Origin of the sequence: Novosphingobium taihuense (assembly GCF_007830315.1) — a bacterium.
GTDB classification, from domain to species: Bacteria; Pseudomonadota; Alphaproteobacteria; order Sphingomonadales; family Sphingomonadaceae; genus Novosphingobium; species Novosphingobium taihuense.
Window position 1 is genome coordinate 697,376 of sequence record NZ_VLKJ01000001.1, and the last position, 14,754, is coordinate 712,129.

A 14,754-nucleotide genomic window follows, 5' to 3' on the forward strand; every position below is an offset into this window, starting at 1 on the left:
AAAAAGCACCGGGCGGCTGTGGAGCCGCCCGGCAAGGGTGGATGGGTTGAAAATCAGTCCGCCGGTTCGAGCACGATGTGCCCGATCGCGGTGTTGCTGCACGGAATGTGGTAATGACGGTTGAGCGTCTTCACGCTCTTGCCGAGCGCTCCGCGCATGATCAGCCACATGACCATCTCGATACCTTCCGAGCCGGTCTCGCGCAGGTATTCGATATGCGGGATGTGGCGGACGTCGTCATTGTCCGATGCCAGCATGTCGAGGAACTTGTTGTCCCACTCGCGATTGAGCAGTCCAGCGCGCGGCCCCTGAAGCTGGTGGCTCATGCCGCCGGTGCCCCAGATCTGCACGTTGAGGTCTTCGGGGAAGCTTTCGACCGCGCGGGCGATCGCCTCGCCCAGCGCCCAGCAGCGGTTGCCCGACGGCACCGGGTAGGTGACCACGTTCACCGCCAGCGGCACGACCTTGACCGGCCACTTCTCGGGCTGGCCGAACATCATCGAGAGCGGCACGGTAAGGCCGTGATCGACGTCCATCTCGTTGATGATGGTCATGTCGAAATCATCGAGGATGAGGCTCTGCGCGATGTGCCAGGCGAGGTCTGCATGGCCTTCCACGTCGGGCACCGGGCGCGGGCCCCAGCCTTCGTCGGCGCTCTTGTAGTGCTCGCCGCAGCCGATCGCGAAAGTCGGGATGATGTTCGCGTCGAACGCCGATGCGTGGTCGTTATAGACCAGGATCACCACATCGGGCTTTTCGCGGGCTTCCCACTCGCGGGTCCATTCATAGCCCTTGAAGATCGGGCCGAAGTAATCGTCCTGCCACTTGCCCTGATCGACAGCGACACCGAGCAGCGGAACGTGGCTGGAACCGACGCCAGCGGTAATCTTGGCCATCAGTAGCCCCCTTTGATTGAGCGATTGCCGATGGGCGAACGACCGCCATCGAGCATCATCTGGCGGTATTCCGGCCAGGTCATGTCGGTCATCGTGCTGACCGCCTCGGCGAACGGCAGTCCGTCCGCGGAGAACAGCTTCGACAGGAAATAGACGTTGCCGCCAAGGTCCAGCAGCGTGTTGTAATCACGCTTGAGCAGTGCCTGCTTGGCCTCTTCCGAGATATTCCACTCGTCGAGGTAGGCGCGCTCATCGGCCTTGAACCGCTCGCGGTTTTCGGCCTTCATCAGGCTCATGGCGAACTGGTTGATCCAGTAGCCCTTGCGCGCGCGAGCGGCGGTGTAGATCCGCGTGCCCGGAATGTCGTCAAGCTCGGCAAGGTACTCGTGGATGTTCTGCTTGGGCGTTTCCTGCGTCACAGGCCCCTCTCCTTCAGCTTGGCGTCGAGGCGCGGGAACACGCGGCGTGCGTTGCCCTCGAAGATCGCGTGGCGTTCGGCATCGCTGATGTCGAGAGCGTCGACATAGCGTTTGGTATCGTCGAAATAGAACCCGGTGGTCGGATCGATCCCGCGCACCGCGCCGACCATTTCCGAGCCGAACAGGATGTTCTTGTTCTCGATCACGTCGGCCAGCAGGTTGATCCCCGGCTGGTGATAGACGCATGTGTCGAAGAACACGTTGTTCATCAGGTGCGTGTCGAGACCGGGCTTCTTGAGCATGTCGGCAAGGCCGCGATAGCGCCCCCAGTGATACGGCACCGCGCCGCCGCCGTGCGGGATGATGAAGCGCAGGGTCGGGAACTTGCTGAAGAGATCGCCTTCGAGCAGTTGCATGAAGGCGATGGTGTCAGCCGCGATATAGTACCCGCCCGTCGCATGCATCGCCGGGTTGCAGGAACCTGAGACGTGGATCATCGCCGGAACGTCCAGCTCGCACATCTTCTCGTAGAACGGGAACCAGAACTCGTCCGTCAGCGGCGGGTGCTTGAAGTGGCCGCCACCCGGATCGGGATTGAGGTTGCAGCCGATGAAGCCCAGCTCGTTCACGCAGCGCTCCAGCTCGGCGATCGAGCTGGTCATGTCCGCTTCCGGCGACTGCGGCAGCATGCACACGCCCGCAAACGTCTCGGGGTAGAGCCCCACCACGCGCGCGATCAGGTCGTTGCAGACCTGCGCCCACTTCACCGCGACCGACTGGTCGCCCACGTGCGGGGCCATGGCCGAGGCGCGGGGGCTGAAGATCGTCATGTCCGCGCCGCGCTCCTTGAGCAGGCGCAGCTGGTTCGATTCAATCGTCTCGCGAATCTCGTCATCGGAGATTTCGGGATACGGCGGGCACTCGGTCCCGGCCTTGAATGCGGCCTTCTGCTTCTCGCGCCACTCGTCGTGCGCCTTGGGCAGCACGGTGTAGTGGCCGTGGCAGTCGATGATCATGGTCATGCGACTTCAGTCCTCTCAGGTTTGAATGCGATTGTCTTTCCGGCCTGCGCGCGCTGGCGCTTCACCGTGCCGCTGGTCATCAGCGGCTCGATGCCCAGCGATTCCAGCGTCTTGGCGCTCTCTTCCATCTCAGCGGCACGGCGCAGCCCGTGGGTGGTCATGCGCTCGACATTGTATTCGGCGCGTTCGAACCAGCTCTGCGTCTTCTCGCTGGCGTCGAGCGAGGACAGCACCTCGTCCACCACGCCTGCCTTGGTCGCAGCCAGCATCATCTCGGCGGTCAGCGCTTCTATGCCCTTGACCATGATCGAACGGATCATCTTGATCGCACTGGCACGGCCGATCTCGTCACCGACGACCCGCGTCCTGGCAAAGCCCGCCGCCTGCAGCCGCGCCTCGGCCTCTGCCGCATGAGCACCTGAAATCAGCAGCGGCACGTTCATCCGTGCAGGGTTCACCGGCGCCAGAACCGCCACGTCGACATAGCGACCGCCGGCAGCCTCGATGGCCTTGGCCGCAGCCCGCTTGGTATCGGGCGCCACCGAATTCATGTCGCACCACAGCGCGCCCGGCTTCAGCAGACCGGCGTAGTCCTCAGCCGCAGGCAGTGCCGAATCCGCCGTCACAAGTGACAGCACCACGTCGGCATCGCCAAGCGCATCTTCAGCCGTGCCGCAGATCACCACGCCCGCCTCTTCCATCACCGCACGCCGTGCCGGGTTGATGTCAAAGGCAAGCGCTGCAGACTCCCAGCCTGCCGCCTTGGCAAAAGTGGACCCGGCCTCACCGAAGCCGATCAGGGCAATAACGCTCTCCATGGCGTCGGTCCTGCGTCGCACAGGCCAAGCAAACAAATGCAAACATCGCCATGGGTATAAGTTTATGCAAAGCCTTCTGCCGCAACTTCGCGCAGCAGCGCCACGAATGCGGCCTGTGGCGCAGTCGGCCGCCACCCTTCGCGCGTGGTAATGCCGATGGTCCGCGCCACCGGCACCGGAGGCGGCAGCGTGGCAAGCACGCCCGCGCTCAATTCCACCGCCAGTTGCGCCGGAGAGAGCAGCGTCAGCGCGTCCGATCCCAACAGCAACTGCCGCACGGTCAGCACCGATCCGCATTCGATCCCCACGCGCGGCGGCTCCGCCCCTGCCGCGCGCATCATCCCTTCCCAGTAATGCCGCAGCGGCGTGTCGCTGGCGGGCAGTATCCACGGAAAGGACGCCAGGGCCGCGCCATCCACTGTGCCCGAAAGCAAGGGATGCCCGCTGCGCATCACGAGTGCAGGCTGGTCCTCGAACACAGCCTCCTGACGCAAGTCATCGAGCGACGTTGCATCGCGAAGCGCCCCCAGCATCATGTCCACTTCGCCATCGCGCAATGGGCCGGAAAGCTCGGCATGACTCCCTTCCACCACCGCCACGTCCACCCCCGGAAAGGCAGAGGCAAAGCGCAGGATCGTTGCGGGCAACCATCGCGCGCGGCTGAGCGGCATGGCACCCACGACTACGCGCCCTGCCGCCTTGCCCTGCCAAGCCGCCACTTCGGCAAGGCCTGAGCGCAGTTCCGCCATGGCAAGGCCGAACCCGCGCGCGCGCCGCTCGCCCGCTGGCGTCAGCATCACCGAACGCCCGCGCCGGTCCACCAGACGTTGCCCAAGCGCCACCGACAGGTCCGCCACCGCGCGGTGTAGCGAGGCCGAGGAAAGCCCCGTTGCTTCCGCCGCCACCGCATAGGACCCGGCCCGCGCCAGCGCGAGGAAAGCGCGCAACTGCGTGCCCGTCACGCGCGGAGACCCAACGTGTGCAATCGCCGCCTCTGCCCGCGGTGCCAGCAGCAGCGCCGGTTCGGTCGGCGTCATGCCCGCAGGCCCACGTTCGAACAGCGAACAGCCAAGGTCCGCCTCCAGCCGCGCGATCGCCTGTGTCAGCGCAGGCTGCGTCAGGTTCACCGTTCGCGCAGCGCGTGTCACGCTGCCATGCCGCACCGTGGCGGCGAAGGCCGCAATGTGTCTGACATTGATCGCATGGAGTTGCATGTCCGGTCACTTAGCATTTCCTTATGCCCTGTGCCAAACATTGCATTGGTTCCACGCGGCCCACAGTTCCATGGAACCCGCGAAGAGTTTTCCATGGGAGCCGGAAATGTCGGGTATCGTCGTCCAGAACATCGAACGTGCCGATCCAGCCGTGATCGACGGCCTTGCCGCCTGCGGCGTCGCCACCGTCCACGAAGCGCAAGGGCGCACCGGCCTCCTCGCCTCCTACATGCGCCCGATCTATCGCGGCGCGCGCATTGCAGGTTCCGCTGTTACCATCAGCTCCGCTCCCGGCGATAACTGGATGGTCCACGTTGCCATCGAACAGCTTCAGGCCGGGGACATCCTGCTCCTCGCCCCGACATCCCCCTGCGAGGACGGCTACTTCGGCGATCTTCTCGCCACCAGCGCGCAGGCCCGCGGCTGCCGTGGCCTGGTGATCGACGCCGGCGTGCGCGACGTGCGCGACCTGACCGAAATGAACTTCCCCGTCTGGTCCAAGGCGATCTACGCGCAAGGGACGGTCAAGAACACGCTGGGTTCGGTCAACGTCCCCGTCGTCTGCGCCAATGCGCTGGTGAACCCCGGTGACGTGATCGTCGCTGACGACGACGGCGTCTGCGTCGTGCCCCGCGAAAAGGCCGCCGAAGTCCTCAAGGCCGCGCAGGCGCGCGAAGCCAACGAAGGCGAGAAGCGCGAGAAGCTGGCCGCAGGCGTCCTCGGCCTCGACATGTACAAGATGCGCGAACGGCTGGAGAAGGAAGGCCTGAAGTATGTCTGAGGGCTCCGTCCGCTGCATGTGGATGCGCGGCGGGACGTCCAAGGGCGGTTACTTCCTCAAGGACGATCTCCCCGCAGACACCGCTGCCCGAGACGCCTTCCTGCTGGCCATGATGGGAAGCCCCGATCCGGTGCAGATCGACGGGATGGGCGGTGCAGATCCGCTGACCAGCAAGGTCGCGGTAGTTTCGAAGTCAACTCGCGAAGGCATCGATGTCGACTACCTGTTCCTGCAGGTCTTCGTCGATCAGGCCATCGTCACCGATGCGCAGAACTGCGGCAACATCCTTGCAGGAGTCGGCCCCTTCGCCATCGAGCGCGGCATTGTGGCGGCAACTGGCGATGAAACGCGTGTCGCCATCTTCATGGAGAACACCGGGCAAGTCGCCGTCGCCACGGTCAGCACGCCGGGCGGTCAGGTCACCTACAAGGGCGATGCGAAGATCGACGGCGTCCCCGGCAGCCACGCCCCGGTCCCCTTGGAATTTCGCGACACTGCCGGATCGTCGTGCGGCGCGCTCCTGCCCACCGGCAACGCGGTCGATGTGGTGAATGGCATTGCCGTCACCCTGATCGACAACGGCATGCCCTGCGTGGTGATGAAGGCCGAAGATCTCGGCATCACGGGCTACGAGGATCGCGACTGGCTCGACAACGCGACGGAACTCAAGGCGAAGATCGAAGCCATCCGCCTCGCCGTCGGCGAACGCATGAACCTCGGCGACGTGAAGGAAAAGTCCGTCCCGAAGATGATGCTCGTCGCGCCCCCGAAAAACGGCGGCGCGGTGACCGTGCGCAGCTTCATCCCCCACCGCGCCCACGCCACCATCGGCGTACTTGGCGCGGTGAGCGTCGCCACCGCCTGCCTGATCCCCGGCTCGCCCGCTGCCGAGGTTGCCTCGATCCCTGAAGGCAGCCGCAAGCTGCTCTCGGTCGAACATCCCACCGGTGAAATGAGCTGCGTGCTGGAAGTGGACGACGAAGGTGAAGTCCGCACCGCCGCCCTCCTGCGCACCGCGCGCAAGCTGATGGATGGAGTAGTATTCGCATGACCGACCAGAACCGCATCATCAGCTGGCACGCCAATCCGAGCAAGCCGCGCTACACCCCGCCCCCCGGCGCGGTCGACGCGCACTGCCACGTCTTCGGTCCGATGGCGCAGTTTCCGTTCAGCGCCAAGGCCAAGTACCTGCCTCAGGACGCTGGCCCGGACATGCTCTTCGCCCTGCGCGACCATCTCGGTTTCGAACGCAACGTCATCGTCCAGGCCAGCTGCCACGGCACCGACAACGCCGCCACGCTCGATGCCATCGCAAAGTCGAAGGGGAAAGCCCGCGGTGTCGCGGTCGTCGACCCGGCGATCTCGGAAGCAGACCTCCAAGCGCTGCATGACGGCGGCATTCGCGGCATCCGCTTCAACTTCCTCAAGCGCCTTGTCGATGATGCGCCCAAGGACAAGTTCCTCGAAGTCGCGCAGCGCCTGCCCAAGGGCTGGCACGTGGTGATCTATTTCGAGGCCGACATCCTCGAGGAACTGCGCCCGTTCATGGACGCGATCCCCGTGCCTCTCGTCATCGACCACATGGGCCGCCCGGATGTGCGCCAGGGACCGGACGGCGCCGACATGAAGGCCTTCCGCGCCTTCCTGAACAGCCGCGAGGACATCTGGTTCAAGGCCACATGCCCTGATCGGCTCGACGCGATCAAGGAAGGCGGCGCGGGCGATCCTTGGAACGCCTTTGCCGATGCGGTCGCGCCCTTGGTGGCCGATTATCAGGACCGCGTCCTGTGGGGCACCGATTGGCCGCACCCCAACATGGACACCGAAATCCCCGACGATGGCCACCTCGTCGACATGATCCCGCGCATTGCGCCGACCGAGGAATTGCAGCGCAAGCTCCTCGTCGACAACCCGATGAAGCTCTACTGGGCAGACTGATCTGTGGTAAGGACTGGCGCATGACCATGCGCCAGTCCGCTACCGAGCTTCTCATCGCAACACCTGGCCAGGGCCTGCACGAGATAACCCGCGAAGTCGTCCGCTGGACGGCAGAGCAGGCCATGACCACCGGCCTGCTCACCGTATTCTGCCGCCACACATCGGCCTCGCTCACCATCCAGGAAAACGCCGCCCCCGAAGTGCGCGGCGACATCGTTCGCTGGCTTGCCCGCCTCGCCCCCGAGAACGACGGTTACGCCCATGACGACGAAGGCCCGGATGACATGCCCGCGCACCTCAAGTCGATTCTCACCGGCGTCTCGCTCACCGTGCCCCTGATCGACGGTCTCCTTGCGCTCGGCACTTGGCAGGGCATCTACCTGTGCGAACACCGCCTCGCGCCGCATCGCCGCCGTGTCGCGCTGCATCTGCTGGGCGAATGATACTGAGCGCACCGGCGCGTTTACCATGATAACCCGTGGATTCCGGCCGTCTGGCCGTCTCAGGCCGACGCGGGCCGCAAACCTCATGCCCAAGTCCTTAACCGCGGTCTGCGCAGCATTACGGTGCACCGGCCTTACCTGACGTTCCGGATCAACTCCTAAACCAGTCCCATGCCGACAGGCTTTTGAGGGACTGTGATGCTCAAGTTCAACATTACGACAAAATTCGTCGTCGCTTTCGCGCTGCTCCTCGCAGCGACGGGAGCCATGGGGTTGTTCGCGATCCGCAAGATTGAAGAGGTAAACGCGATTGCCGCAGAGCAGCGCGATATCTGGATTCCTGGCGTCGAAGCGCTCGGCGACATCCATGCCTTCACTTCGCAATACCGCCTCAAGCAGGGCGAGCTGCTATCCGCGCCGACGCCCGATGCCATGGCCCGCGGACAGAAAATACTGCGCAACGCCCGCAATGCGATCGACAGCAGCATTGCTGATTACGAGAAGTTCACCCGCACCCCCGAACAGAAGAGCGCGGTGGCGGCGGTAAAGCAGGCGTGGTCGGCACTGCTGGCGCAAGACGAGAAACTGCAGGGTCTGGTCCTCGCGGGCGATGGAGCGGGCGCACAAGCCATCCACGATGCCGAAGGCCTCGACCTGTTCTACGCGCTCGAGGACGCTACCCTTTCGGCGATTGATGCCAACAAGAAGGCCGCCGCTGCCGTAGCCGAGCAGGGTGCGAAGATCTCGACCTCCGCACAAAACTTCACTTTCGTCGCCATGGGCCTAGCCCTGCTCGCCGCCATCATCCTGTTGTTCTGGCTGATGCGCACGATTGCCAAACCGGTCGTCACCATGGCCGATGCGGTGACCCGCCTCGTCGACGGTGACCACAACATCCATGTACCAGGCACCTCCCGCAACGACGAACTCGGCCAACTCGCACGCGCCCTCGACAAGTTCCGCGACGTCTTCGCCTCCGACCTTGCCCGTGCCGATGCGGAACAGGCCCGCGCCCGCGAGACCCAGGTCACCATCGATGCGATCGGCGATGGCCTGACCGCGCTTGCCGAGGGCAACCTCACCTTCCGCGTCAAGGAGAACGGCTCGGGCGCACTGGCGAAGCTGCACAGCGATTACAACGCCGCCGTCGCCTCGCTCGAACGCGTCCTCATCAAGATCGTCGACGGCTGCAACACGATCAAGCTCGGCACCGACGAGATCTCCAGCGCCGCCACAGACCTTGCCCTGCGCACCGAACAGCAGGCCACCTCGCTTGCCGAGACTTCGCGCACGCTCAGCGAGTTCACCACCTCGGTCAGAACCACGGCCGAAAACGTCAAGCAGACCAGCGCCCGCCTCTCGGTCGCGCGCAACACGGCCGACAGCGTCGGCGATACCGCCAACCGCGCGGTTGCCGCCATGCGCAGCATCGAGTCCAGCTCGCGCGAAATGGCCGAGATCGTCGGAGTGATCGACGGGATCGCCTTCCAGACCAACCTCCTCGCTCTCAACGCCGGGGTCGAAGCCGCCCGCGCTGGCGATGCCGGCAAGGGCTTCGCGGTCGTCGCAACCGAAGTGCGCGCGCTGGCCCAGCGCTCGGCCGATGCCGCCAAGTCGATCCGCGATCTGATCGGCAAGAGCACCGAGGAAGTCAGCGGCGGTGTCGCCCTGGTCGAATCCAGCGGCGAAGCGCTGCGCCAGATCGTCACCGAAGTCAGTGCCGTGTCTGAACTTGTCGACGAGATCGCCGAGGCCGCCGGCCAGCAAGCGGCAGGCATCGCCGACATCTCGAACATGGTCGGTTCGATGGACAGCTTCACCCAGAGGAACGCGGCCATGGTCGAGGAAAGCTCGGCCGGAACCCGCAATCTCGCCGCCGAAACGCTCAGCCTCGTCGACCAGCTCGGCCGCTTCAACCTCGGCTCGACAGGCGCCCGGCGCGCTGCGCCTGCCGGCTTGCCTGCGGCTCTTGCACCCCGCGCTGTGCCCGCCCCCGTCCCGGACCGCCCGGTAGAACGCACGCCGCCTTCGCGCCCTGCTGCTGCGCCTGCCCCGACCCGCGGCAACACCGCACTCAAGACCGACATCGACGACTGGTCGGAGTTCTGATCGACCCCCTGTTCAATACCCCCGCATCACCAGACAAAGGACACGCCCCCATGAAACTGATCGATAGGATTGCCCTCGGCCTCGCCGCATTTGCGACTCTCGGCGCTTCCGTTCCCGCGATGGCCCAGTCTGCCGAATGGCAGAAGCAGGTCGCTCGCATCATTGCCTCGAAGCAGACCTACCCCCGCACTGCCCAGATGCGCGGCGAGGAAGGCACCGCCAAGGTCAAGGTCTATGTCGGCGCAGGCGGCAATATCGAGCGCACCGAACTCGTTGCCCCCTCGGGCTCATCTACGCTCGACAAGGAAGCGCTGGCGATGCCGACCCGCGCAGGCAGCGTCCCGCCCCCGCCGGGTGGGGCCGCTGCGATCATCGTGCCCGTTACGTGGAAGTTGCTCTGACCGAAGCGCCGGCTCAACGCGTTGAACCCTATTGCCTGCCGCCTCGCTCCCCTTCGGGCGGCAGGCAACCCCGCCGGTCAATCCCTGCCGGCAAACGTCGGGGCGGTCCCAGCCAGGCCGCCCCTTTTTTTGCGTCCGTCGCAAAGCAGGGCTACTTCACCACCTCGCCGCCCTTCATCACGTGCGCCACGCTCTCCAGCGCGGAGACGTCGCTCAAGGGATCGCCCGCCACCGCGATCATGTCGGCGTAATGCCCAGGCGACAGCGCGCCCACGTCCTTGCTCCACCCGAGCAGGTCCGCCGCGACCGTCGTCGCAGACTGGATCGCCTGCATCGGCGTCATGCCGTAGCGTACCATATACTTGAACTGCCGCGCGTTCAGACCGTGGGGGAACACCCCGGCATCGGTCCCGTAGCTCAGCTTGACCCCCGCCTTCACCGCCTTGCGAAAGCCGGTGCGCTGCGCTTCGGTGGTCTCGTCATTCTTGCGCAGCATGTCTGCAGGCCAGCCATCGCGCCTGCCCACGTCCGCGATGAAATCGCCATTGTAGACATCCATGTCTAGCCACACGCCCCGCGCCTTGGCCAAAGCAATGCCCTCGTCGTCGATCAGGCTGGCATGCTCGATCGCCTTCACGCCCGACTGGATGGCGAGCTTGATCCCCGCAGCCCCATGCGCATGGGCCGTCACCCACGAACCACGCTGGCGGGCAACGTCCACTGCCGCCTTCATCATGTCGCCTGAAAGCTCGATCTGCCCCGGCTCGGTCCCCTGCGCCAGCACTGCGCCGGTCGCGATCAGCTTGATCGAATCCGCGCCGTTCTGGAACAGCGCGTTGACCTTGCGCGTGGTGTCGGCCGCATCGGTCACCACGCCCGCACGCATGTCCGCCGGCACGGTTACATCGGGCGAGAACCCGGTGACCTCGCCCCCGCCGCCGGGGATCGTGACATAGGCCCCCACCGCACTCACCCGAGGGCCGGGCACGTCCCCGCGATTGATCGCGTTGCGCAATTCCACGTCGGCATAGGCCCGGAAACTTCCCACATCATGGACCGAGGTAAATCCAGCCAGCAGCGTCTTCTTCGCATTTCGCGCGCCGATGAATCCGATCTCCATCGCCGAATGCAGCAGAGGCTCGGCCACGTTGTTCGATTGCTCAACGTCCGCCAGATGCACATGGCAGTCGATCAGCCCCGGCAGCACGGTGAACCCGGACCAGTCCACCACCTTCGCCCCTGCAGGCAAAGTCCCATCGGCCTGCACCGAAACAACCCGCCCATCCTCCACCTTGAGCACCTGCGCGGCAAGCACCCGCCCAGCCTCCGGATCGACCAGCCGCCCCGCGCGAACGTAGAGCGTCTCGGCATGCACAGCGGAAGGGATCAGGGCGAGCAGCGGGAGGAGATGGCGCAACATGGAGCGAGAGACTACCGCGCGGCAGCCAAAGCGCAAACCCTCACGCACTTGACAAAACGAACCATATAGGTTATACGCCCCACCCACAGGTCAGGAGAGGGCAAAAGGCCATCCCGCTTCTTTCCTTCGGAAGCCGATGCTGTGTGCGGAGGCTCCGGCGCGATCGGTGCGGCAGGTGCGCGTGGGTTCAATGCGGGGCGTAAAGTCCAGACCCACCGGGCAAACCCTGTCGTTACCCAAGGACAGACAGGACACCCCAGGGCTGATAGCACGGCGCCGAACCCTGAGCGACGCTGCGGATGCGGAACCCGCCATGACTTGCGTGACGAAGTCTGCGCAAACGACAGGTTCTTTTCACGCAGCCGCTTGCCAGAAGCCAAGGCAGTACGCGAGCCGCTGCCAAGGCTTCGTCCTTTCACATATGTCCGCCCTCAGGCTGAGCCGACAAGGGGTTCGGAACCGCCCCCCGGCCACTCGCAACCGGTCCCGCGCCCTTTCCCACGCGTGCCACGACGGCACCGCACCGGTCGCGCGATCTGTGACTTTCCCCCCGGCGTTACCGTCCGCATTCGCCAGCGGATGAGTTTGTGTTTGCTCCAAAAAGGAAGGGGTCGCCGCAGCAGCCCCCTCCCCGATCACTCCACGATGAAGCTCAAAGCCCCGTCGCCTTCGTCGATACGCACGGTCGAGCCGTCCGGCACCTCGCCACCAAGCAGCTTCTCCGCCAACGGGTCCTGCAGGTACCGCTGCACCGCGCGCTTCAAGGGCCTTGCACCATAGACCGGATCGTAGCCGACGCGCCCGAGCCAGCGCTTGGCCGCGTCGGTCAGATCCAGCGCGATCTTGCGGTCCTTGAGCAGCTTGGCCACCCGGCCAACCTGGATGTCGACGATCGGCGCCATGTGCTCGTGACCCAGCCTGTGGAACAGGATGATCTCGTCCAGCCGGTTGAGGAACTCGGGCCGGAAGTGCCCGCGCACGATGTCCATCACCTGCGGCTCGACCGAGGCAACGTCCTGTCCCTCCTCCAGATTGGCGAGGTACTGGCTGCCGAGGTTGCTGGTCAGGATGATCAGCGTGTTGGTGAAGTCCACCACGCGGCCCTGCCCGTCGGTCAGGCGGCCGTCGTCGAGCACCTGCAGCAGCACGTTGAACACGTCGCCATGCGCCTTCTCGACCTCGTCGAACAGCACGACCTGATAGGGCCGCCTGCGCACCGCTTCGGTCAGCACGCCGCCTTCGTCATAGCCGACATAGCCCGGAGGCGCGCCGATCAGACGGCTGACGGAGTGCTTCTCCATGAACTCGCTCATGTCGATGCGCACCATCGCGCTGTCGTCGTCGAACAGGAATCCGGCGAGCGCCTTGGTCAGCTCGGTCTTGCCGACGCCCGTGGGGCCGAGGAACAGGAAGCTGCCGAGCGGACGGTTCGGGTCCTGCAGGCCAGCGCGCGCACGGCGCACGGCCTTGGACACGGCAAGCACCGCATCCTTCTGCCCGATCACCCGCTTGCCCAGCACTTCTTCCATCTTGAGGAGCTTCTCGCGCTCACCTTCCATCATCCGGTCGACCGGGACGCCGGTCCACTTGCTGACGACAGCGGCGATGTCCTCGGCGGTCACTTCCTCACGCAGCATGGCATTGGCACTGACGCCCTGCGCCTCGGCCAACTGGCGCTCCAGCTCCGGAATGCGGCCATAGGCAAGCTCCCCGGCCTTCGCCAGGTCGCCATTGCGCTGCGCCACGTCCAGCTCGCTGCGCGCGGCGTCCAAAGCTTCCTTGACCTTGCCCTCCGCCGCGATCTTGTCGCGCTCGTTCTGCCAGCGGGTAGTGAGTTCGGCGGATTGCTGCTCGTGGTTCGCCAGTTCCTCGCGCAACGTGGCGAGGCGATCCTTCGAGGCCTGGTCGGTCTCCTTCGAAAGCGCCATCTCCTCGATCTTCATCTGGATGATGCGCCGGTCGAGCTTCTCGATTTCCTCGGGCTTGCTCTCCACTTCCATGCGGATGCGGCTTGCGGCCTCGTCCATCAGGTCGATGGCCTTGTCGGGCAGGAAGCGGTCGGAGATGTAGCGGTTGGACAGCGTCGCCGCGGCCACGATCGCATTGTCGGCAATACGCACGCCGTGGTGCAGTTCGTACTTGTCCTTGATGCCGCGCAGGATCGAGATCGTGTCCTCCACGGTCGGTTCACCCACGAACACCGGCTGGAACCGCCGCTGCAGCGCGGGGTCCTTCTCGACGTACTTCTGGTATTCGTCGAGCGTGGTTGCACCGATGCAATGCAGTTCGCCGCGGGCCAGCGCAGGCTTCAGGAGGTTGGACGCATCCATCGCGCCCTCGCCCTTGCCCGCCCCGATCAGGGTGTGCATCTCGTCGATGAACAGGATGATCTCGCCCTCGGCGCCCTTGACTTCGTCAAGCACCGCCTTCAGCCGCTCCTCGAACTCGCCGCGATACTTTGCGCCCGCGATCAGGCTGCCCATGTCGAGCGCCATCAGGCGCCGGTCCTTCAAGGAATCCGGCACGTCGCCATTGGCGATGCGCAGGGCGAGGCCCTCGGCAATCGCGGTCTTGCCCACGCCCGGCTCGCCGATCAGCGCCGGGTTGTTCTTGGTGCGACGGGCGAGGATCTGCACGGTGCGGCGGATTTCCTCGTCGCGGCCGATCACCGGGTCGAGCTTTCCTTCGCGCGCCGCTTCGGTCAGGTCGCGGGCATATTTGCGCATCGCATCATAGGCGTTCTCGGCGCTGGCGCTGTCGGCCGTGCGCCCGCCCCGCAGCGCGGTGATCGCCGCTTCAAGCCCCTGCGCGGTCACGTTCGCGGCCTTGAGCGCCTGGCCCGCAGACGTCGTGCTCGCCAGTGCCAGCGCGACGAGCATGCGCTCGACGGTGACGAAGCTGTCGTTGGACTTGGCCGCGATCTGCTCGGCAGAATCGAGCACGCGCACGGCATCGTTGTCGAGCCCCGGCGTCTGTTGCGCGCCAGAACCCGAGACGGCGGCGATCTTCGCCAGTGCCTTGTCGACCTCGGTCTGGGCAAGCGCGGCATTGCCGCCCGCGCGCTGGATGAGCCCGCTGGCCATGCCCTCGCTATCTTCCAGCAGGGCCTTCAAGATGTGGTCCGGCGTGATCCGCTGATGGTTCATGCGGATCGCAACGGTCTGCGCGGCTTGCAGGAAGCCCTTGGCGCGGTCGGTGAATTTTTCGAGGTTCATGGGGTTGAACATCCTCCTGTTGCGCAGAACATGGTGTGGCTTTTACGCAACACAAGGGCCGCGCCGACGAAAAAGCTA

Annotated in this window: 13 protein-coding genes; 6 read left to right on the plus strand and 7 right to left on the minus strand. The window is 65.1% G+C overall.

All coding sequences use genetic code 11. The features are described 5' to 3' along the window. Nucleotides 1-53: 53 nt before the first annotated feature. The 5 genes from IQ25_RS03300 to IQ25_RS03320 all read right to left on the minus strand — a co-directional run bounded on the left by IQ25_RS03300 (nucleotide 54) and on the right by IQ25_RS03320 (nucleotide 4,369). Nucleotides 54-896 (minus strand): class III extradiol dioxygenase subunit beta, encoded by an 843-nt coding sequence (locus IQ25_RS03300; RefSeq protein WP_144902164.1) that lies wholly within the window; start codon nucleotides 894-896, stop codon nucleotides 54-56. Beyond that, nucleotides 896-1,315: a protocatechuate 4,5-dioxygenase subunit alpha gene (gene ligA / locus IQ25_RS03305; RefSeq protein ID WP_144902166.1), complete on the minus strand. Its 420-nt coding sequence runs from the start codon at nucleotides 1,313-1,315 to the stop codon at nucleotides 896-898. Before ligA ends, IQ25_RS03300 begins: the two co-directional genes overlap by 1 nt. Continuing rightward, the gene (locus tag IQ25_RS03310) at nucleotides 1,312-2,337 is read right to left on the minus strand and encodes an amidohydrolase family protein (RefSeq protein WP_144902169.1); all 1,026 of its coding nucleotides are present in this window, start codon (nucleotides 2,335-2,337) and stop codon (nucleotides 1,312-1,314) included. Before IQ25_RS03310 ends, ligA begins: the two co-directional genes overlap by 4 nt. Next, nucleotides 2,334-3,155: an NAD(P)-dependent oxidoreductase gene (locus IQ25_RS03315; protein ID WP_144902171.1), complete on the minus strand. Its 822-nt coding sequence runs from the start codon at nucleotides 3,153-3,155 to the stop codon at nucleotides 2,334-2,336. The genes IQ25_RS03310 and IQ25_RS03315 overlap by 4 nt, the downstream gene beginning before the upstream one ends. 62 nt (nucleotides 3,156-3,217) lie before the next feature. Beyond that, nucleotides 3,218-4,369 carry a LysR family transcriptional regulator gene (locus IQ25_RS03320; protein WP_144902174.1) on the minus strand — a complete coding sequence of 384 codons (1,152 nt, stop codon included), beginning with the start codon at nucleotides 4,367-4,369 and terminating at the stop codon, nucleotides 3,218-3,220. 106 nt (nucleotides 4,370-4,475) lie between these two features. Here IQ25_RS03320 and ligK point away from each other — a divergent pair, with 106 nt between their 5' ends. From ligK to IQ25_RS03350, 6 genes are all read left to right on the plus strand, one after another. Then, entirely contained in the window at nucleotides 4,476-5,150 is a 675-nt protein-coding gene (gene ligK, locus IQ25_RS03325; RefSeq protein ID WP_144902176.1) for a 4-carboxy-4-hydroxy-2-oxoadipate aldolase/oxaloacetate decarboxylase, read from the plus strand. Further along, nucleotides 5,143-6,201: a 4-oxalomesaconate tautomerase gene (locus tag IQ25_RS03330; RefSeq protein ID WP_144902179.1), complete on the plus strand. Its 1,059-nt coding sequence runs from the start codon at nucleotides 5,143-5,145 to the stop codon at nucleotides 6,199-6,201. The genes ligK and IQ25_RS03330 overlap by 8 nt, the downstream gene beginning before the upstream one ends. Then, nucleotides 6,198-7,088 carry an amidohydrolase family protein gene (locus tag IQ25_RS03335; RefSeq protein ID WP_144902181.1) on the plus strand — a complete coding sequence of 297 codons (891 nt, stop codon included), beginning with the start codon at nucleotides 6,198-6,200 and terminating at the stop codon, nucleotides 7,086-7,088. The genes IQ25_RS03330 and IQ25_RS03335 overlap by 4 nt, the downstream gene beginning before the upstream one ends. A 26-nt stretch (nucleotides 7,089-7,114) precedes the next feature. After that, nucleotides 7,115-7,531: a secondary thiamine-phosphate synthase enzyme YjbQ gene (locus IQ25_RS03340; RefSeq protein WP_144903145.1), complete on the plus strand. Its 417-nt coding sequence runs from the start codon at nucleotides 7,115-7,117 to the stop codon at nucleotides 7,529-7,531. Between the two features lie 198 nt (nucleotides 7,532-7,729). Then, entirely contained in the window at nucleotides 7,730-9,640 is a 1,911-nt protein-coding gene (locus IQ25_RS03345) for a methyl-accepting chemotaxis protein (protein WP_144902184.1), read from the plus strand. 50 nt (nucleotides 9,641-9,690) lie between these two features. Then, nucleotides 9,691-10,041 carry an energy transducer TonB gene (locus IQ25_RS03350; protein WP_144902186.1) on the plus strand — a complete coding sequence of 117 codons (351 nt, stop codon included), beginning with the start codon at nucleotides 9,691-9,693 and terminating at the stop codon, nucleotides 10,039-10,041. A 151-nt stretch (nucleotides 10,042-10,192) separates the two neighbouring features. Here the strand turns inward: IQ25_RS03350 and IQ25_RS03355 are convergent, their stop codons facing one another. Continuing rightward, nucleotides 10,193-11,461, minus strand: a complete 1,269-nt coding sequence (locus tag IQ25_RS03355; RefSeq protein ID WP_144902189.1) for a Xaa-Pro dipeptidase — start codon at nucleotides 11,459-11,461, stop codon at nucleotides 10,193-10,195. 635 nt (nucleotides 11,462-12,096) lie between these two features. Beyond that, on the minus strand, nucleotides 12,097-14,676 hold the full coding sequence (gene clpB / locus IQ25_RS03360; RefSeq protein ID WP_144902191.1) for an ATP-dependent chaperone ClpB: 2,580 nt from the start codon (nucleotides 14,674-14,676) through the stop codon (nucleotides 12,097-12,099). Nucleotides 14,677-14,754 lie beyond the last annotated feature (78 nt).